The sequence below is a fragment of the Salinibacterium sp. TMP30 genome, from assembly GCF_038397785.1.
GTDB lineage: Bacteria > Actinomycetota > Actinomycetes > Actinomycetales > Microbacteriaceae > Rhodoglobus.
This window is the reverse complement of record NZ_CP151642.1, coordinates 1163246-1181465: the sequence shown is the minus strand read 5'-3', so window position 1 is coordinate 1181465 and position 18220 is coordinate 1163246. Positions and strand designations below refer to the sequence as shown.

Genomic DNA, 18220 nt, shown 5'->3' with positions numbered 1-18220 from the left:
TGTCATCCCACCTTATGTAGCCACACCACGGCGGAGTCTTGGCCTGCGTGACGGAACGATTCCAGTTCGTCATCCCACGCCTGGCCGAGGGCCAAACGAAGTTCACGGTGGAGTTCGAATGCGTCAGAACCCGCTACTTCCATCGCATACCGAACGCGGTCTTCGGGAACGACCATGTTGCCCACTGTGTCCGTTTGGGCAAAGAAGATACCGAGGTCTGGCGTGTGCATCCAACGCCCCCCATCGCTGCCAGCACAAGGATCTTCGGTGACCTCAAACCGGAGGTGCTCCCAGCCGCGAAGCGACGAAGCGAGCTTGGCGCCCGAACCCCGAGGTCCCTCCCAATAGAACTCAGCGCGCTGAGAACCCTTGAGTACCGGCTGATCGTCCCAGGTGAAGTTCACGGCACGTTCAAGAGCGCGACCTGCTGCCCATTCAATATGTGGGCAGAGCGCGCGAGGAGCAGAGTGCACATAGAGCACTCCGCGAGAGTTTTGTGCAGTCACGATATCTCCGTTCCGTTTGGGTGCGACTTCCCCATCGACCCATGAACGGTGTGTGTGACAACACTGAGCTATTAAATTGTGCGCCAAAGCGCTTGTGGACATTATCGCCGAAGAGTCTGCGAAAATACAAGCACGCAATTATATTTGTGTACTCGTGTCGAACAGCGCGCACTGCGGTCAAACGGGAAGGTTTTATGTGTCGGATACGGATGTTGTCATCGTCGGGTCGGGACCAAACGCGCTTGCGGCCGGAGTCACGATGGCACGGGCCGGGTTGTCCGTGCAGGTCATCGAACGCAATGACACGGTCGGGGGTGGCGCGCGCACCGCGGAGCTCACCCTTCCTGGATTCCGGCATGATATCTGTTCGGCCGTTCATCCGATGGCACTTGCGTCGCCTTTCTTCCACAAGTTCCAGCTCACTAGCAGACTCGACTTCATCGTCCCCGAAATCTCCTACGCGCACCCACTAGACAACGGCGAGGCGGGAATCGCTTACCGAGACCTAACCCGCACGGCCGAAGGGCTTGGACGCGATGGTGCGGCCTGGCGTCGCCTCATGAAACCTCTCGTCGACCGCATTGACGCTGTTACCGACTTCACCAGCAACCAACTACTTCGAATTCCGCGCGATCCGATCGCCGCAGCCGCGTTCGGAGTGCGTGTTCTCGAACAGGGTTCCCCAGCCTGGAACATGCGTTTTCGGGAACGTAGTGCCCGCGCAATGCTCGCGGGCGTCAACGCGCATTCGATCGGACCGATGCCGAGCCTCTCGACAGTCGGCGCAGGGCTCATGCTGGGCGCACAGGCGCACGCGCGCGGGTGGGCGATTCCGGTCGGAGGCAGCCAAGGCATCATCGAGGCGATGGCCGACGACCTGCGCGCCCATGGTGGCGAGATCACCACCGGCACCGAGGTGCGCTCGCTCGACCAGTTGCCCTCATCGAAAGCCGTGTTGCTCGATGTCTCGGCCCGTGCCCTCGATCGCATCGCCGGCGATCACCTCCCGATGCGCTACCGCAGAGCGTTACGTCGTTTTCGATACGGAAACGCAGCCGCGAAGATCGACTTCGCGCTCTCAGGACCCGTTCCGTGGACCAATCCCGAGGTACGCAGTGCGAGTACCATCCATCTCGGTGGGTCACGCGAAGAAATCGCCCATTCCGAAGCGCAGGTTGCGAACGGAATCCACCCCGAATCTCCATATGTGCTCGTGTCGCAACCGACAGTCTTCGACCCGAGCCGGGCTCCCCAAGGTCAGCACGTGCTGTGGGCCTACGCTCACGTTCCCCACGGCTCAACCGTCGACATGACCGAGGCGATCGTTGCGCAGATCGAGCGCTTCGCGCCGGGCTTCCGCGACCTGATCCTCGATTCACGTCACATGACCGCGATGGATCTTGAGCGATACAACCCGAATTACGTTGGGGGAGACTTCTCTGCGGGCGCTGTGACTATCGCGCAACTCATCAAGCGACCTGTGATCTCGACCGATCCCTGGCGCACTCCCACGAAGGGAATCTACCTTGCATCGTCGTCGACTCCGCCTGGTCCAGCAGTGCATGGCCTGTGCGGCTTTTATGCTGCACGCTCAGCGCTGATCCATGAGTTCGGCATAAGAGACATCCCGAATCTCGCGATCGGCGCCTGACATCGCTGTGCGTCGTGCGGAGAGTGCGTCACGACCTTCGACCCGAGCGCGGCGGCATGCAGCTATATTTGTGCAACTGAGGGCGCGCTAAACACGATCCAATGCCTCTGGGATGCTGCTGCGCCACTCCTCTGGAGCGTCGGCCGCGGGCGCCGCAGGAAGGTTGCCCTTTCCATCAGGCTCCGGAATAGCCGAGATCAGGGCGCGAGTATACGGGTGAATGGGATCATTCCAGATACGGTCCGATACCCCAGATTCCACGATTCTTCCGCGATACATCACGACGGTGCGGTCGGCGATGAGGCGCACAATCGCCAGATCGTGTGAGATGAAGAGCAAGCCGGCCCCGGCATCGAAGGCGAGCCTGCGCATCATATTGGCGACCGATGCCTGACTCGAAGCATCCAGAGCAGAGATCGGTTCATCAGCAACCAACAGATCAGGGCGGGCAGCAAGTGCACGGGCTATCGCGACACGCTGCCGTTGCCCACCAGACAACTCGTGGGCGTAGCGAGAGACCATTTCTGTGGGTAGTCCCACCCGCTCAAGCCACTCCTCCGGAACGGAGCCTTCATCACCACGCTCCACTGCGGTGCGAATGCCTTCAGAAATTTGTTGCCCGACACGAATGCGAGGGTTGAGCGACGAGTTCGGGTCTTGAAACACCATCTGGATCGACGTGAAGTTCGGCTTGCGGCGCCGCACGCCCAGAAGTGGAACGTTCGCACCGCGGTAGCTGACTGAACCAGCTCGCGGCTTCTCCATACCAACAACGGCACGGGCAAGACTCGACTTGCCACAGCCGCTTTCACCGACCAACGCCAGCACCTCGCCCGGCGCAATCGTCAGCGAGACCTCATCGACGGCGCGCACAACGCTCGCACCGTGATACTCAATTACGAGGTCAGAGACCTCAAGCAGCTCGCTCATTCCGTTGCCTCCTCAAAGCCCGCTGCGCCCGGAAGCGACGAGAGCAATTCCCGCGTATAAGGGTGCTGCGGGTTGGTGAAAACTTCGTCACGAGAGTTCGATTCGACCACTTCACCGTGACGCATCACCGCGATGTCATCAGCAATTGCGCTCATGACCCCCAGATCGTGCGTAACGAGGAGCACGGCAAGCTGACGCTCATCCACGAGGTCGCGCAACAAGTGCAAAATGCCCGCCTGAACCGTCACATCCAGCGCTGTCGTTGGTTCGTCCGCAAGCAACACGACTGGATCGCACGCGAGCGCAATGGCGATAGAGATTCGTTGACGCTGACCACCAGAAAACTGATGCGGGTATCTCGCCAACGCTTCCTCAGGATTCGGAACGCGAACCCGATCGAGAAGCGCAACTGCATGAACTCGCGCCTGCTTCGTTGACAGCTTCATATGGCGCTTGACATGATCGGTCAACTGCGTGCCCACCGTCAACTGCGGATGCAAACTCGACGAGGGATCCTGAAAGATCATGGCAATTCGACGACCACGGATGTCATTCAGTTGGCGCCTTGGCAGACCGACAAGTTCCGTCTCTCCGAGTCGAATCGAGCCGCCAACGATCGCATTGTGCGGAAGTAGACCCAGGATCGCCAACGAAGTCACCGTCTTGCCCGACCCAGACTCCCCTGCGAGGCCTTGGACGCGTCCAGGGGTGAGCGCAAGGCTGACGCCCTTGACGATGGCTTTGACGTTGTTGCGGGAGCCGATACCGATGGTGAGATCGTCGATGGTCAGCATCGGAGCGCCGGCAGTGAGTGCGGCATCCGCAGATTGTGGTGTCGTTACGTCGCTCATGACCGTGCCGCCGCTCGTGATACCTGTGAGGTGGGGTCGAAGATGTCGCGCAGTGAGTCCCCGACGAAGTTGAAGGCCATCACGACCGTGAGGATGGCCAAACCTGGGAATAGACCGATCCACCAGCTATCGAAGTTTTGGATAGCCGCGGAAATCATGGACCCCCACTCTGGCGTCGGCGGTTGCGCACCAAGCCCAAGGAACGAGAGTCCCGAGAGCAAGAGGATCGCCGTACCCACATCGAGGCTTGCGAGCACCAAGATCGGGCCGACAACGTTCGGCGCGATATCGACACGCAGCGTCTTAACCGGTGAGAAGCCCATCAGTCGGCCGGCCATCACGTAGTTCTGGGTGCGAAGACCAAGAACGATACTCCGGGTCATTCGCGCATACTGCGGCCACGACACAACGAATGCCGCAATTACCGCATTGAACAAGGACGGACCAAGAGCTGCTGCAACGACCATCGCGAGGATCACTGTCGGAAATGCCATGACCAGGTCAGTTAGCCGCATAAGAAGTTCGTCGACCCACTTGCCGAAGTAACCAGCGATCGCACCGATCAGCGTTCCGACTACGAGCGACATGAGCACGAGCATCAGAGCTAGCGGGATCGTGACCCCTGCTCCGGCCATGAGGCGCGAGAAAATGTCGCGGCCGAGAGCATCCGTGCCCATCAGGGTGTCGATGCCGGGAGCCTGCAGCCGGGGCAAGTCCTGAGCAAGCGGATCGAATGGCACCCATAAACGTGCAGTGAAGGCAATGCCGACCCACGTCACCGCAATAACGGCGCCAATAACGCCAAGCGGTGTTATCCAAGCAGCCGGAATCTTCAGCCAACGCTTTCTCATGCGAGCCTCACCCTCGGGTCGAGTACACCGTAAAGCAGGTCGACGGCGAAGTTGATGGTCAAGTAGACGACGCCGACGACGAGTCCCACGCCCATGACACCCGGGAGGTCAAGACTCGTTGCAGAGTTGTAGGCGTAACTTCCGAGGCCGGGCCAGGCGAAGACTGCTTCGACGAGCACAGTTCCCGACAGGAGCGTTCCGAAAGCTAAGCCGACGATCGTGAGGATGGGCAACGATGCACCGCGCAGCACATACCCGAAAAGCAATCGCCGGGAACTAAGTCCCTTGGCGCGTCCTGAACGAACGTAGTCGGCATCCAACACTTCAAGAACCGAGGTGCGCACGAATCGGGTCAATAGGCCAATGGTGAACAGCGAGAGAACGAACACGGGAAGCATGAGATGAGCCAGCGCATCGGTGAAGGTCACCCACTGGCCTGCCAACAGAGAGTCGACCGTGTAGAAACCGGTCACGGTAGGTGGCGGAGGGAGAACCGGCGAGAGCCTCCCCGCACCCGGCGCGATGCGCAATTGGAGGAAAAAGAAATTGAAGCTGACCAGCGCCATCCAAAAAGTCGGAATACTGAGTCCGATAAGGGAAAGAACACGTACGAGCTGATCACTGATCTTGCCGCGCCGGTAGGCCGCGAGCGAGCCAAGCGCAACGCCGACGCCGAGGCTGACCACGATCGCAAGTAAAGCAATTTCGACCGTCGCTGGCACTGCTTTTGCGAGGTCGGATGCCACGGGCTGAGCTGTGCGCAGAGATACGCCCATGTCGCCTTGGAACAGCCCACCGATGTAGTTGGCGTACTGAACCGGAAGCGGCTGATCGAGGCCACGTTCCTGGATGTAGGCCGCGACGGTCGCGGGGTTGCTCGCCGCCCCTTCACCAAGCGCTGCCGCGATGGGGTCACCTGGCACGAGGTTCGCGAGGGCGAACGTGACGATGGTGACTCCGAAGAGGAGCAGGACTGAGGTTCCGAGGCGACGAAGCACGTACCCGACCAGAGGTGAGCTGGCCGGGTACTTGCGGGTCGCGCGGGGTGTGTTTCCCACGCTAAAGGTTTCTTTCTACTTAGCTTGCAGTTCGGCGATGTCCATCGTCCAGGTGGAGTTGTAGGCAACTCCGGAGATGTAGTCAGCCGTAGCAATGTTAGATCCTGGAACGATCAGCGGAACAAAGGGTCCGCGCTTCTGCAGAGCCTCAGCGAAGTTGCTGAAGGCTGTTTCGCGTTCGTCGACGTTCGTTGCGTTTTCTGCTGCCGCGGCAAGGTTTACAACATCCGAGTCCTGCTCAGCGGTCCAGCCTGCGCGAAGTCCTACCTTCTGTCCTGCCGCGAAGGGAAGGAAGTTGGCGGAGTCGGCGTAGTCGGGGCCCCAGAACCAGATGCTGAATGCTTCCGCACCAGTAACGTAGCGATCGATCTGGGTAGTGAACGGCGCCGGAGCGAGCTCGATGGTGATGCCTGCATCGGCAAGCTGCGACTGGATGCGCTCGGCAAGGGGTGTGAAGCTCACGCCACCAACCGGGTAGTCATTCGGGTACTCAAGGGTGATGCTCTCACCGTTGTAGCCCGATGCCTCGAGCGATGCAGCTGCAGCATCGAGATCCTGCTCAACGCCGTCAGCGAGCGCGCCGAGGAATGACGGCGGGATGACTCCAGTAGCCTGCGCGGAGCCTGCACCGGCAAGTTCAAGCAACCCCGGGTAATCAAGTGCGTAACGAACTGCATTAGCAAAGTCGGGGTTAGACGTGACGCTGCTCACTTCAGAGTTTTGGTTGATCAGCAGGAAGATCGTCTGTGCGGATGGAGTCGAGAAGACGTTGATTCCCTCGCTGAGTCCTGCAACCTGGTCGCCGCTGAGGTCGACGGCGATCTGAGAGTCGTTGCCCTCAAGGTTGATCTTCTGAGTTGCTGCTTCAGAGACGTTGCGGATGACAACGCGAGTGAAGTCGATGTCTTCATCGCCGTTGTAGTTCTCGTTTTCGGTGAGCACTACCTGCGACTCGAAGTTGATCCGGTCGAGGATGTACGGTCCCGATCCTGCAGAAGTGGAGTTCAAGAACTCTTCTGCAGCGTCAGAATCGTCGGTGGTGCCGCCATTCTCGATGACGAGCTTCGAGTTGAGGATTGCCAGCGACGGGTTAGTCATGAGGGCGGGAAGCTTGAGCGAAGGCGTCTCGGTGCTCAATTCGACCGTCATGTCGTCGATTTTCGTGACGGTGATGCCACCCATCAAGAAGTTCGCTTTGCTCTCGGTCATACCGGCAACGCGGTTGAGGGAGAACACAACGTCGTCAGCGGTGATCGCAGATCCGTCGGAGAAGACGCGGCCATCTTCGAGCGTGAAGGTGAAGACCGTCGCGTCATCGTTCTGCGTGAAGGTTGCGAGTCCGGGCACCGGAGTGGACTCATCTGACCCTGCGAAGTCCAGCAGAGTCTCGTAGAGAGCCTTTGACACCATGTATCCGGTGGGAACGTAGTTGCGACCGGGGTCGCTGGTCTCGAGCGTGAAGGCAGTATCGATAACGATGCTGTCGGTTGCTTCGGGTGCTGCTGCGGCACAACCGGCGAGTGCCAGTGACGCAGTCAATCCGAATGCTGCCGCTACATAGCGGAACTGTGTACGCAAAACGAACTCCTTGTGGTTATGGAACAGCCGCTGGACGGCTTTTCTTGAGATTGGCATAAATGCCGCTAGTCTGTCCAATCAAAGGCATCATAGTTCAGACCTTGGGTCAAAGTTGAGGGAGACTTCGTACAATATGTCTAGCAAAGCAACCGGCGCATCGTCTGCGTCTGGACAATCTCAGCCCGTATTGGATGAGATCAACCTGAAGATATTGAGCGAGCTCCGCTATAACGGACGAATATCAATGTCAGCGCTCGCTGATCGGGTGAACGTCTCACGCGCAAACGTCTATACGCGAGTAGAACAACTCATGTCGGATGGCGTGATCACCGGCTTTAGCGCCCAAATCGATCCCGCCAAAGCTGGACTCGGCATTTGCGCTCTCGTCTTTTTGTCAGTACATCCGCAGACCTGGGCAAGTTTCCGCGATCGTATTACCAAAATGACCGAAATCGAGTCGTGCCGCATCACAACGGGTGAGCACGATGCGATGCTTTTGATTCGCAGCCACGAAGTCGGCGCTATCCACGACTTCATCGTCGGCGTGCTCTCAGTGCTTCCCGAAGTGAAATCTCTAGAAACCGTGCTGGTGTTGGATGAAGTGTTCCAGCGGCCGTACCTGCTCCCCCTCGATTTGCCCGAACGAGAACAGGAACCCGCTCAGCTGGGGCTCACCAGGTTTACCCGTGCCGACCCGAATCGTGCTGGACTTAACGGTTAGCGGTGACGTCGATTACACGTCTGAGCGCTGCGGATGCCGTAGCCGCGGCCCCGACCGCACCCTAGACCACCTGCACACACACGCTTTTACCGGGAATGCCGTCGAGAACGAATTCTTCGATCAGTTCCAGACGCCCGTCTTCACGACGAGCCAACGTTGTGCTGCTGTCACCAAGCAAAGTCGCGTCGCTCGCGATGACGTGATGAACGAAGTACTCGTCGAGAACACCGTCGCGGTACCGTCCAACGCAGTGCCCCGCAGTGACGGTATCGCCGTAGTAGAAGCCCCACACAACGCCCAAATTCTCATCGAACTCAAACTGTGTTGGCTCCGCGCTCACTGTGCTCGCCGTGGACTCTTCCAACACAAAGGTCGTGCCATCTAGTCGAGGCGTGCTTCGAGCTGTCGGATCGAGTTCGGGCCACACTCCGAGCCGCTCCACTTCGGTGCAGACGCTAACTTGTGATTGGCCATCTTTCTCAAAAGTCTCATATAGCTCGAGTTCGCCACTCGCGTTCCACTGAATAGTGCTGTGAGCTTCACCGAGCACCACATCTGCGCCCGAGAGCGGTCGATGCGCGAAACGGATCGAAATAGCCTCTCCATCACGTTTCCCCACGAAACGCCCGAGCATCACCGTGTCCCCGAAGTACTCACCCCAGATCTGCTGACCATCCTGGTGATAACGAAATCGAGTCGGCGACGCCGCGGAGACTGCGCTCCCTGACGACGACGTCAGAAGAAACTCGCGATCGTTGATCGAGTCGGGTGCTGGCTGTGCTGCTGGCTGCGGTATTAGAACGTCATTCACGAACCCGAGTATGCGGTCACGGGGCGAAGAGAGTGAAATCGGAGGCGAACAGTCCAGATCGTCTCGCGCAACGAGCCATAGAGGAGACATATTGTGCGCCAGCTGGATCATGTCTGGCAAATCGCTAGAAGATCGACCAGCCGGTTCTGGTGGTGAATTCATCAAGAGCGGCTACCCCCACAAGCGAGTTTCCCGACGCGTTGAGGCCGGGAGCCCACACACAAATCGAGCAGTGCCCAGGAACAATCGCAAGGATTCCACCACCAACACCGCTCTTCCCCGGGAGTCCAACACGGTAGGCAAACTCCCCCGCCGCATCATAGAAACCTGAGGTGAGCATCACAGAGTTCACACGTTTTACCTGACTGAGGCTGAGCAATTGTGTTCCGTCCTGGCGAATACCCCCGCGGGCCAGAAACGAAACCGCTGCAGCAACATCCCGACAGTTCATTGAGATCGCGCACTGCTCGAAATACTGCTCAAGCACTTCATCGACCGGATTCTGAAGGTTTCCAAAGCTCGAGAGAAGGTGCGCAATTGCCGCATTTCGATCGGAATGCTCAGCCTCAGAACGCGCGACGAGAGGATCGAGGTCGATCGCTGGGTTGCCCGATTCCTTCCTGACGAAATCGAGAATCGGGTTCTGTGCGAACGGAACCTCTGAAGTCTGGCGTTTAGTAGTGAGCAGTTGATCAGTCACAACGAGGGCTCCCGCATTCACAAAAGGATTACGCGGGATCCCTCGTGAATACTCCAGTTGAGTGAGTGAATTGAACGCAGCACCCGATGGTTCGCGCCCCACTCGCTGCCAAATGTCCTCGCCGTGGTCGGCGAGAACCATCACGAGTGACAGAACCTTGGACATACTCTGAACCGAGAACGGCACTGAACTGTCGCCGACCTGAAACTCCCTGCCGTCATTCATCACAACAGCCATTCCGAACTGATCTGGATTTACGGCGGCAAGTCGTGGGATGTACTCCGCAACGGCACCCGAACCGATGAGCGGGCGCACAGCCTGATAGGTGTCTTCCAAAATCTTTTCAACGTCCACGAGACTCTCCTCCAGTGATGGCCTACGGCTGTGGGTGCGCGAGCAGCGACTACTCCGCGCCGAGCATACCCAATATGCATATACTCGGTCGGAAGGCACCTCTACCCGGAAGGTCTGACATGTCGATCCGCCATAGTTTGCTTGCGATTCTGGCGCAAGGACCCTGCTATGGGTATCAACTTCGTGCAGAATTCGATCGACGGACAGGATCAACGTGGCCACTCAATGTCGGCCAGGTCTACAACACGCTCGATCGATTGGTGCGCGACAAGCTCGTCAAAAAGTCCGTAGGCAACGGGGACGGCGGAGCTGACGTCGATGCGACCTCAACCCCGCACACGTACTACGCAGTGACGGATGCGGGCCAACACGAGTCCGATCAGTGGCTCTTTTCACCGCTGGAACGTTATTCGGTTGGCCGCGACGAATTGGCGCTAAAAATTGCCTTGGCGGTGACCCTTCCCGGGGTAGACGCGCACCACGTGATCGAGCGACAACGGCAAGCAACGCTCGGCGCGCTCGATGCCCTCACACTGAGCGCAGCATCGCGGGCGGAGGCCGCAGATTCGGCGGACTTTGCACAAGAACTGGTCACTGATTCAATGCAGGCCCACGCAGAAGCTGAGCTGCGCTGGCTCGACCACGTTGACGCGTCACTGCACCGAGCGCAGGCGGAGGGCCGTGCATCCGCGTTCCCCCTGAACACCACGAAACCCAAACGTGGGCGACCCTCATCCGATTCTCACCCGGAAGAAGCGCAACTGCCATGACCGGTGTTTCTGAGTACGTCACCGCGAACCTTGCCAATTCGGATGTGCGCGCTGGTGTGCATGCGAAATTCCCGGACTATGCGATCGAGAGATTTGTCGCCGATCCACGCTTTCTCAGCGATGTTGTGCGATTTGATGTTCCACTGCGGGGAGACATCTCTGGGATGCGCCGCATCCATTCGCAATGCCACATCGGTACCGACACGATTTCGCTGGAGCGCCTTGGTGTACCAATGACGGGTCTCGATTTCGCATCGATGACACTCGCAGAAGCGCGATCCCTTGCCGGGCATCGACCAGTGGGCCGAAACCGTAGCCAGATTCCTTCGTGTCGGCGGAAGAGTTTTCATCAGTGAGGGGCATCCGATGCTCCGTGGTCCCGATGACGCAAACCGCGACAAGATCGTGGTGAGGTACCCCTGCTTTGAGCAAAGGATGCTCTGGTGTGGGACGAGCCGGGCACCTACGTTGAGACTGATCACGACTTCGCCTCGACCTTTAGCCATGGATGGGATCACGGAATCGGCGAGACAATAACTGCGCTCCTCAACCACGGAATGCGCATCGATGGTTTTGTCGAACACCGAAGTGTTCCTTGGGATGCCCTACCCGGGAATATGACCAAAAAAGATGACGGTGAGTATCGGCTGACTAGCGCCGCTGAATTGGTGCAACTCACGCTCACGCCCCAAGTGACACGCATTACCTGATTCGTAATATTTCGCCAGCGCTGCCCACAACTATCTGGCTGCGTCGTAGCGATCGACCACCGCGACGGTAAGCGCGAACGTCACCGGCAGCGCACCAAACAGCAGTCGTCCTGCTTCTTGCACAGCCTCTTGGTTGTTCAGACGTGAAAACAAGATGAGGCTAATTTCTGAGATACCTGCACATCGAGATTCATGGGCTTGCCTGTAACAATCGCGCTTGAGCGAAATCCATTCGACGAGACAATACGAGTGGCATCATCAGCCGCCTGTGTCAGAGAAGATGCTCCAACGGCGACCTGAAATTTGGCAAAGACAAGTGCTAGGCGGAGCAATGTTGCGCTCAGTCAACCGAATTTCTTACACCGTGTACCGATGCCAACCTATTCGCGATTGAGCCTCATCTTGAGACGTTTCACGGTAAAATACGCTTCGCATACTGCGCTGAGGCCGCATTGCTGGTTAGCCGTCGGCTCCATGAATAAGGCTATCCGTCGCTGCAGTCAAACTGATCATAAAAGTCACATGACGGCGGAAACTTGGAGTCAAGCCAAGACATTCTCGAGGCACTCGCCGATATCGTCAATCGCCTTTGGAAGAGTAGTCGCGTGAACTGAGATGCGCAGCCTATTGGGCTCGTGCCAACTGTAGGAGTATCCATCGGTGTCAAGCGCAGCGCGCACCGCTGACGTCAGTGGTTGAGGGACCTCAATGACCACGATTCCTGCTCGTTCACTTCTCGTTGTCGGCGAAAGGATCCGGATGTTCAGTTCGGTAATGCGCGCGATGAGTTGGTCTACAGCGTCAGCGATCGACTCCTCGAGCGTTGTCACTCCGACCTCCGCGATAAGGTCAAGCGCCGCGCGGAACGCTGCTGCGGCCGTCGGTGAGAGATTCGTGACAGCAAGCCGCGACGCTCCCGGCAAGGAAGCTCCGCGACCGCCTGGCTCAGGGGAAGGGGCATAACCCGCCCAGCTCGAAGTGGTGTCGTGGACCCTGCTGAGGGCACGCTCGGAAAGCGCGATCGCTCCGATACCCCACCCTGAACGCACCCACTTCTGTCCGCCCGAAATAACGATATCTGCGCATTTCCAGTCCATCGCGGCAACGCCAAATGCCTGTATAGCGTCTACTACGAGGAGCCTGTCGGGACCAATTGCCTCTCTGAGTCCAGCGAGATCAGCTCGATAGCCGGTGCCGTAGTCGACCGCGCTCACAGCGAGAACTGTGTCATCTGCGTGCAACGCGGAAGCCACCGTATCCGGCGTCATCCTGACAGACTTCGAGAGCGTGCGAGCTCGTAGCACGCCGATTTCGTCCGCGTGCCACCAAGGATAAAGGTTAGCTGGGAACTCTCCAGCTCCAACGACAACCTGTTCACCATGGAGACCAAGTGCCATCTGCTGGAGTGCGTGCGAAGTGCTGGGCACGAGTGCAACATTCTCCAATGAAAAGTTGCAGATCTTGGCAAATGCGGCACGCGCGCCCTCATACTGGTCGACGATGGTGCTGAGCGAGCCGGCAGCGCCGGTGGCTGCGAGCAGTGAAATTTGCCGTGAAGCGTCGAGAGCTTTAGCCGAGGAGGGGCCATAGCTTGCAAAGTTGAAATAGCGTTCGTCTTCGCAAAACTCCGCTCGGTAAGTTCGAAGTCGCTCATCTCGACTCACTGAAGCCTCTCCAGAGCACTAGTTTCCATTGACGTGAACGAGGTTCCGAATGAGACCGCTGAAGCCCCAGCATCTAGGAGTTGCTCAAAGTTTTCCGAAGTTACGCCGCCCGTCGCGACCAATCGGACGTCAGGAAATGGGCCAAGCATCGCGGAAAACCACTCGTGACCAAGGACCGCTGCCGGAAAGGCCTTCAACCAAGTAAATCCCGCCGACATCGCCCGCTGCACTTCAGTCGGCGTCGCGACACCAGGAAGATGGGGAAGCCCGACACTGAGGCTGTATGCAGCGACTTTTTCGTCGAACCCCGGGGAAACGGTGAACACTGCTCCCAGACGCGCGGCCTGATCGACGAGGTCGGTCGAAAGAATGCTGCCTGCACCAATCACGCCGGTTCCACTGTTTGACACTCCTTGCAAAGCTCTCGCTGACAAAGGTCCCTGCAGCGGGACCTCCACGAGGTGGAATCCTGCGGTCCATGCAGCGCTCGCAAGCTCAGACGTACGCTCAGGGGTGAACCCTCGGAGGATGGCCATCGCTCGTGATACCGTGAAGGCCGAACTAAAGAAATCATTACTCTGAGCTGCGGTCAGCATGATTAGTGGTGCTCCTCATCGGCAGTGTTGTGGTTCGCCCAATTGGGCTCTTTTTGGGCTTCGTCGAGGATGAACTCAAAGCTCGCGGCTTCGCCTTGATCGGTGATCGATTCCAACGCTTGCCGCGCAGCAAGATGGCCAAGACGAAGGCACATTGCGGGAGGGTACCCCCGCAGGAGACCTGCTAACCACCCTGCAGCGAACGAATCACCAGCGCCGACCGATTCAATAACGCGGACACGGAGCGCTGGCACTGCAACCATTTGATTAGCTGAGATCGAAACAGCCTGTCGGGCGCCGTCCTTGACAATTAAGGTGGCGGTATCACCGATTACTGCAGTGATGTCTGCAGGGACGCGAGCACCCCACAATTCGTTGGCTTCGTCCTGACCGATGAAAACAATGTCACTCGCCGACGCGAGCTCGGCGAGGCGCCGAGCTGCAAGCGGTTGGTTAGACCAGAGTTGGGGTCGATAGTTCACGTCGAAACTACTGAGTATGCCGCGGCGTTGGCACTGCTCGATTGCGTACGTTACAGCTTGATCACAACTGATCGACAGTGCAGGGGTGATGCCGGTCAGATGTATGAGTCTCGGTCGCATATCGAGCGCTCGGTCAATGTCAAGCAACGAAATCTGAGAGGCAGCCGAGTTGGTTCTATAGTAGGTCACCTGCCGGTCGGACTGGGATGGATCCTTCAGAAAAATGCCAGTGTGAAGTCCAGCGTCGCGACTTACTCCGCTCACACCGACTCCCTCGCTCCTCAAGGAATCAAGAATTCGATCACCAATAACATCGATCCCGAGTCGACTCACCCACTCAACGTCAAAGCCTAGGCGTGTGAGAGCAATGGCAGTGTTCGACTCAGCACCCGCGTGATTGAGAAGAAAACTTGTAGCGGACCGAAAGCCTGATTCGGCGGGGACAAACTGGCCCATGGTTTCACCGATACAAACAACCTCAGTCATGGTTGCTCTCGAACACATCGTTGAACTCTGAAATGAAGCGGTCGATCATCATTTCCTCCTGCTGATCAAGCTCGCGGGCCGGTGCTCGGCAATGGTCGGTAGCGATGAGACCGCGAAGCATCGATATCCGCTTCTCTGCCCGAATGATAAGTTCGACGCTCTGCATCCAGTAGGAGATGTAGGGTAAAAGACGGCCGTGGAGAGCAATCGCCGACTCTTCGGCCCCACTTTCCCAAAGGCTCCATATGCGGAGATAAATCTCGACGAAGGAGCATCCGGGTTGCACCCCTTCAGCTCCTCGCCGCAACGCATCGATCATTTGTACGCCCGCATACCCCACAACAGATCCGAGAGGTGGGTTTAGCGCCGAAAGCGATGAGATCAGCTGTCCGGGTGGGGTTGACTCCACCTTCACTTGCACAAGATTGGGGCGTTTGGTCGCTATCGTCGCGAAAACTTGCGCGTCGAGTGAAGTACCTGTCTGCTCCGGTGCGTATTGAACGATTGCAGGAGTTGGCGAGATCGCGTCGAGTATCGCGTCAATGTGCTGCCGAACGGAGGATGCGCTCGGCCCAAGAAAGTACGGCGGGAGAATGTTAATCAGATCTGCCCCGGCATCTACTGCCGCACGAGCATTGCGCACCGCGAGCATCGTGGCATGGTCGGGCACAGAAATTACGACTCTACAGTCTGGAACGTCATGAAACTTTCGAAGAATGGTTCGCGTTAGGGCATTTCGTTCCTCATCATTGAGCTTGTGAAATTCGGATGCGAACCCAGGGAACATAACCTGCCGGACTCCGGCAGAGATGAGATGGTCAATCAGACGTTCAAAGCTCTCAAAATCAACACTGCCATCTTCAGAGAACGGTGTCTCAATAACAGGACAGATGCCCCGGATCTGTTCGCTCACAACGGGCATCAGAATGGTGACCTTCCTGGTGTATCGCCGCTCGATCCGACCAAGAAATCGAGGTCAGCTCCGGTGTCGGCCTGCATTACATGACGCTGGTAAAGAGCGGACCACCCGCGAACTGCACTTTGGGGCTGAGGCGGGAGCGCAATACGCCTAGCAGCGAGCTCGGTGTCGGACACCAGCATCTCTAGCCGTCGGTTCGCGACATCAAGGGAAACGATGTCGCCGGTTCGCACTAGGGCGAGCGGCCCGCCTACAGCTGATTCCGGTGCTACATGCAGAACGCACGCGCCGAATGCGGTACCGCTCATTCGCGCGTCAGATATCCGAACCATGTCACGCACGCCCTGATTTAAGAGCTTTTTCGGCAACGGGAAATTTCCGACTTCTGGCATTCCCGGATACCCGCGTGGTCCGCAGCCGCGCACGATTAGCACCGAGTCTGCGGTGATGTCGAGGTCTTCATCGTCAACGACTGCTTGGTATTCCTCAAGCGTGTCAAACACCACCGCAGGTCCGGAGTGTGTAAGGAGTCGAGGTTCGGCTGCGCTCACCTTGATTACAGCCCCGTGCGGTGCCAAGTTTCCTCGAACAACTGCCGTTCCAGAGCCTGCTGGCTGCACCGGATCATCTACGCTTCTGATCACTCTCGAGTCGTCTACTCGCGCAGTCGCAATGTTTTCTCCCAACGACTGCCCCGTAACAGTCAAGACTTCCCGATGGAGCCTGTCGCCAAGTTGTTTCATCAGTGCGGGAACGCCGCCTGCATACGCGAATTCCTCCATGAGAAACTGGCCACTCGGCATAACATCAGCAAGAAGCGGCACTGTGCGCCCAATTCGATCGATCTCATCGAGCGTGAGGTCCACGTTGAGTCGACCCGCGATTGCCAGCAGATGCACAATCGCGTTAGTTGAGCCACCAATCGCAGTGTTCACCACGATGGCATTCTCTACTGCCGCGCGCGACATGATGTCAGACGGACGCACACCCTCCCGCGCCAAGTGAACGGCTCTCGCACCAGTCTCTTCTGCAAGCACCATGCGGCGAGAGTCAACAGCAGGCAGTGCGGCGGCACCAGGTAGTTGCATTCCAAGAGCCTCCGTGATGCTCGCCATCGTCGAAGCCGTACCCATCGTCATGCAATGCCCTGCTGAGCGGTTTAGGCAGCTCTCAAACTCTGTGAATTCTGCCTCAGTGACCTCGCCGGTTCGCAATCCCTCGGTCATGCGCCAGATGTCCGTTCCGGAGCCAACCGTTCGACCTCGAAAGCGACCGTTGAGCATGGGGCCACCGGTCATCATTATTGCCGGAAGATTGACGCTTGCAAGACCCATCAAGGCTGCGGGAGTCGTTTTATCGCACCCGGTTAGTGCAACAACGCCGTCAAGTGGATTTGCACGCACGAGCTCTTCGAGTTCCATCGCCATGAGGTTGCGGAACATCATGGTGGAGGGTCGCATGAAAGGTTCGCCGAGTGACAGCACCGGGAACTCAAGGGCAAGTCCGCCAGCTTGTTGGATACCCCGCCTCACTGAGTCAGCCAATGTCCGTAAATGGGCATTGCACGGCGTCAGTTCCGACCATGTGTTCGCGATACCGATGACAGGGCGCCCATCGAATGCTCGCCCTGAAAGGCCCATTTGCCTCATATGATGACGGGCGATAAAACCCGACTTACCACCATCGCCGAACCATTCGCCGCTGCGGCTTCCTGTGGATCCAAGGTTCGTAGCGCCCTTGCTAGGTGCAGACGAGATCATTTTTCATCACCGTTTTCAGCAAAAGCAAGACCGGGATCTTGCAGCAGCGCCGATCTACCGCCATCGATTGTGACGACATTTCCTGTCGTAAAACCGCTGCGGCTGGTATCTGCGAAGAACTCGATTGCGGCTGCTATCTCGGTCGGGTTTGCCAGTCGGTTCACGATGTGTAGCTTCTCCGCCGCTCGGCGAGCTGCACTTGGGTTAGGAAACGAAGCAAAGTAGGTGTCATTTATAGGGGTGTCTACATACCCAGGAGCGATCGCAACGACACGAATGCCCTGATCTGCCAATTCAATTGCGAGTGACTGGGTGAGAGCGTTCGCACCCGCCTTCGCGACGTTGTAAGGGAACACACCGGCCAGCGTCGAAGTTGCGTGGTTCGAAGTGATATTGATGATCGACGAACCTGGACGCATAACCCGCGCAGCAGTTTTAGAGCACAACCACACCGCTCTCAGGTCAAGGTTGAGGCAGTCGTCCCAATCTTCAATAGTCGCGTCTAGCACGCCACGGAATACGTTTGCCCCTGCGTTGTTGACCAGCACATCCAGTTGACCGGCAAGTTGCGCCGCGGATTCAATCACTTGTTCGCAAGTGCTGCTACTACGAAGGTCACCAAGCACAGAGCTGGAACGACCCCCAGCTGCAGAAATCTCGGAGCATACTTCGGTGACTGCGTTGTGGTCGCGACCGTGCACGATAACGTGCGCGCCGCGCTCAGCAAACCAGAGCGCAGTCGCTCTGCCGATTCCTCTTGACGCGCCGGTTATGAGTACAGCACGTCCATCCCAGTAGGTTGGCGCCGATTTCATGGAGGCC

At 57.9% G+C, this 18220-nt stretch carries 20 protein-coding genes; 5 read left to right on the top strand and 15 right to left on the bottom strand.

What is annotated here, in order from left to right; all coding sequences use genetic code 11:
- Positions 1 to 2: 2 nt before the first annotated feature.
- Entirely contained in the window at positions 3 to 506 is a 504-nt protein-coding gene (locus tag AADH44_RS05775) for a DUF3145 domain-containing protein (protein WP_341954668.1), read from the bottom strand.
- A 196-nt stretch (positions 507 to 702) separates the two neighbouring features.
- On the opposite strand from AADH44_RS05775, the gene AADH44_RS05770 reads away from it, so the two are divergent.
- Positions 703 to 2157 carry an NAD(P)/FAD-dependent oxidoreductase gene (locus AADH44_RS05770; protein WP_341954667.1) on the top strand — a complete coding sequence of 485 codons (1455 nt, stop codon included), beginning with the start codon at positions 703 to 705 and terminating at the stop codon, positions 2155 to 2157.
- A gap of 87 nt (positions 2158 to 2244) precedes the next feature.
- Here the strand turns inward: AADH44_RS05770 and AADH44_RS05765 are convergent, their stop codons facing one another.
- From AADH44_RS05765 to AADH44_RS05745, 5 genes are read right to left on the bottom strand one after another with little or no spacing between them, the layout of a single operon-like run.
- Positions 2245 to 3087, bottom strand: coding sequence for an ABC transporter ATP-binding protein (locus tag AADH44_RS05765; RefSeq protein WP_341954665.1), 843 nt, complete (start codon positions 3085 to 3087; stop codon positions 2245 to 2247).
- A complete protein-coding gene (locus tag AADH44_RS05760) occupies positions 3084 to 3938 on the bottom strand; it encodes an ABC transporter ATP-binding protein (RefSeq protein ID WP_341954664.1) in 855 nt (284 codons plus the stop codon). The genes AADH44_RS05765 and AADH44_RS05760 overlap by 4 nt, the downstream gene beginning before the upstream one ends.
- A complete protein-coding gene (locus AADH44_RS05755) occupies positions 3935 to 4789 on the bottom strand; it encodes an ABC transporter permease (protein ID WP_341954662.1) in 855 nt (284 codons plus the stop codon). Before AADH44_RS05755 ends, AADH44_RS05760 begins: the two co-directional genes overlap by 4 nt.
- A complete protein-coding gene (locus AADH44_RS05750) occupies positions 4786 to 5847 on the bottom strand; it encodes an ABC transporter permease (protein WP_341954660.1) in 1062 nt (353 codons plus the stop codon). The genes AADH44_RS05755 and AADH44_RS05750 overlap by 4 nt, the downstream gene beginning before the upstream one ends.
- A gap of 15 nt (positions 5848 to 5862) precedes the next feature.
- Entirely contained in the window at positions 5863 to 7425 is a 1563-nt protein-coding gene (locus AADH44_RS05745; protein ID WP_341954658.1) for an ABC transporter substrate-binding protein, read from the bottom strand.
- 133 nt (positions 7426 to 7558) lie between these two features.
- Between AADH44_RS05745 and AADH44_RS05740 the strand changes: the two genes are divergently transcribed.
- Positions 7559 to 8146: an Lrp/AsnC family transcriptional regulator gene (locus AADH44_RS05740; protein WP_341954657.1), complete on the top strand. Its 588-nt coding sequence runs from the start codon at positions 7559 to 7561 to the stop codon at positions 8144 to 8146.
- Between the two features lie 61 nt (positions 8147 to 8207).
- Here the strand turns inward: AADH44_RS05740 and AADH44_RS05735 are convergent, their stop codons facing one another.
- Positions 8208 to 8957, bottom strand: a complete 750-nt coding sequence (locus AADH44_RS05735) for a hypothetical protein (RefSeq protein ID WP_341954655.1) — start codon at positions 8955 to 8957, stop codon at positions 8208 to 8210.
- Positions 8958 to 9081: 124 nt separating this feature from the next.
- Complete coding sequence (locus AADH44_RS05730) at positions 9082 to 10011, bottom strand: glutaminase (RefSeq protein ID WP_341954654.1); 930 nt, start codon at positions 10009 to 10011, stop codon at positions 9082 to 9084.
- A gap of 119 nt (positions 10012 to 10130) precedes the next feature.
- On the opposite strand from AADH44_RS05730, the gene AADH44_RS05725 reads away from it, so the two are divergent.
- The 3 genes from AADH44_RS05725 (at position 10131) to AADH44_RS05715 (ending at position 11491) form a co-directional block, all read left to right on the top strand.
- On the top strand, positions 10131 to 10781 hold the full coding sequence (locus AADH44_RS05725; RefSeq protein ID WP_341954653.1) for a PadR family transcriptional regulator: 651 nt from the start codon (positions 10131 to 10133) through the stop codon (positions 10779 to 10781).
- A complete protein-coding gene (locus tag AADH44_RS05720) occupies positions 10778 to 11137 on the top strand; it encodes a hypothetical protein (RefSeq protein WP_341954652.1) in 360 nt (119 codons plus the stop codon). Before AADH44_RS05725 ends, AADH44_RS05720 begins: the two co-directional genes overlap by 4 nt.
- A gap of 87 nt (positions 11138 to 11224) precedes the next feature.
- Positions 11225 to 11491 carry a hypothetical protein gene (locus tag AADH44_RS05715; protein ID WP_341954651.1) on the top strand — a complete coding sequence of 89 codons (267 nt, stop codon included), beginning with the start codon at positions 11225 to 11227 and terminating at the stop codon, positions 11489 to 11491.
- 30 nt (positions 11492 to 11521) lie between these two features.
- Here the strand turns inward: AADH44_RS05715 and AADH44_RS05710 are convergent, their stop codons facing one another.
- From AADH44_RS05710 to AADH44_RS05680, 7 genes are all read right to left on the bottom strand, one after another.
- The gene (locus AADH44_RS05710) at positions 11522 to 11644 is read right to left on the bottom strand and encodes a hypothetical protein (RefSeq protein WP_341954650.1); all 123 of its coding nucleotides are present in this window, start codon (positions 11642 to 11644) and stop codon (positions 11522 to 11524) included.
- A 389-nt stretch (positions 11645 to 12033) separates the two neighbouring features.
- Positions 12034 to 13155 carry an aminotransferase class V-fold PLP-dependent enzyme gene (locus tag AADH44_RS05705; RefSeq protein WP_341954648.1) on the bottom strand — a complete coding sequence of 374 codons (1122 nt, stop codon included), beginning with the start codon at positions 13153 to 13155 and terminating at the stop codon, positions 12034 to 12036.
- Positions 13152 to 13691 carry a bifunctional 4-hydroxy-2-oxoglutarate aldolase/2-dehydro-3-deoxy-phosphogluconate aldolase gene (locus AADH44_RS05700; protein WP_341954923.1) on the bottom strand — a complete coding sequence of 180 codons (540 nt, stop codon included), beginning with the start codon at positions 13689 to 13691 and terminating at the stop codon, positions 13152 to 13154. Before AADH44_RS05700 ends, AADH44_RS05705 begins: the two co-directional genes overlap by 4 nt.
- A gap of 62 nt (positions 13692 to 13753) precedes the next feature.
- The gene (locus AADH44_RS05695) at positions 13754 to 14719 is read right to left on the bottom strand and encodes a sugar kinase (RefSeq protein ID WP_341954646.1); all 966 of its coding nucleotides are present in this window, start codon (positions 14717 to 14719) and stop codon (positions 13754 to 13756) included.
- On the bottom strand, positions 14712 to 15641 hold the full coding sequence (locus AADH44_RS05690) for a dihydrodipicolinate synthase family protein (RefSeq protein ID WP_341954644.1): 930 nt from the start codon (positions 15639 to 15641) through the stop codon (positions 14712 to 14714). Before AADH44_RS05690 ends, AADH44_RS05695 begins: the two co-directional genes overlap by 8 nt.
- Positions 15641 to 17398 carry an IlvD/Edd family dehydratase gene (locus tag AADH44_RS05685; RefSeq protein ID WP_341954642.1) on the bottom strand — a complete coding sequence of 586 codons (1758 nt, stop codon included), beginning with the start codon at positions 17396 to 17398 and terminating at the stop codon, positions 15641 to 15643. Before AADH44_RS05685 ends, AADH44_RS05690 begins: the two co-directional genes overlap by 1 nt.
- Complete coding sequence (locus AADH44_RS05680) at positions 17395 to 18213, bottom strand: SDR family oxidoreductase (RefSeq protein WP_341954640.1); 819 nt, start codon at positions 18211 to 18213, stop codon at positions 17395 to 17397. Before AADH44_RS05680 ends, AADH44_RS05685 begins: the two co-directional genes overlap by 4 nt.
- Positions 18214 to 18220: the final 7 nt, after the last annotated feature.